Genomic DNA, 1096 nt, shown 5'->3' with positions numbered 1-1096 from the left:
TCCATGCTTTTACATACGGTTAAATTTTAAAATTTAATCCTCCTTCAAATCCAACCGCTTGCCCCATAAAGCTCTACCCGTACTTAACCCTGCTTTTCCATTTGCCCATAAAGTTTTCAGTAAAACTTTCCATGCTGACAATTTGGGATCAGGCTGTTTGCCTTGTCCGATCAAGTCCATTTGCGTCATATACCAGTTCATTTCCAACATTGCACCTGCTTTTTTATCAACAAATGCTACGCCAGTTTGAATGCGGTCGGTTTGCACGGTTTGGTAAGTGCCGTTTTGCATTTGGTTCGCCAAATCAGGGACTAAGGCAAACGGACGGGCGACGCCGACCAAATCCAAATGGCCGCTGGATAAGGCGTCTTCCATGGCGTTTTGCGAACGGAAGCCGCCGGTGATAATCAGCGGAGCTTGGCTGACTGCACGGGCTTTTTCGGCATAATCGATAAAGAAGGCTTCACGTTTGCGGGTGCTGTCTTTGGCGGCTAGCATTTGTGGGCTTTCGTAGTTGCCACCGGAAACTTCAATAAAATCAATGCCCATTTCCGACAGTTTTTGTACCACTTGCACCGATTCGCTTTCGTCAAAACCGCCTTTTTGGAAGTCCGCCGAATTGAGTTTTACACCGACTAAGAAATCTTTGCCCACAGCGGCGCGGATGGCGGTGTAGATTTCCAAAAGGAAGCGCATACGGTTTTCTAAACTGCCTCCCCATTGGTCTTGTCGGCGGTTGTGGTGCGGCGAGAGGAATTGGCTGATGAGATAGCCGTGCGCGGCGTGAATTTGTACACCTGAAAACCCTGCCTGTTCGGCAATTTTCGCGGTTTGTACGAATTGCTGAATCAGCCCGTTGATTTCGTCGGCAGTCAATTCGCGCGGCGGGTTGATAAAGCCGTCCATACCCACTAACGGCACGGCGCTCGGCGCAAGCGGCGTTTTATTGACCACCGCAGGCGACTGTTTGCCCGCATGGTTGATTTGCATGATGAGCAGCGTGTCATTTTGCGTGCCGGCTTTCGCCCATTTTTACACCAACTCAATTCTCCGCTCCACAGAAAACACCACCTCGTTAATAGAAAATAAGCCTCAT

At 49.4% G+C, this 1096-nt stretch carries 1 protein-coding gene; it reads right to left on the bottom strand.

Annotated features, from left to right (window positions below; genetic code table 11):
• Positions 1-33: 33 nt before the first annotated feature.
• A complete protein-coding gene (locus ACTHS3_RS14160; protein ID WP_440368266.1) occupies positions 34-990 on the bottom strand; it encodes an oxidoreductase in 957 nt (318 codons plus the stop codon).
• Positions 991-1096 lie beyond the last annotated feature (106 nt).

The organism is Neisseria sp. P0009.S007 (genome assembly GCF_051962515.1).
The sequence above is the reverse complement of the archived record's forward strand: the minus strand, read 5'-3'. Positions and strand labels throughout refer to the sequence as shown.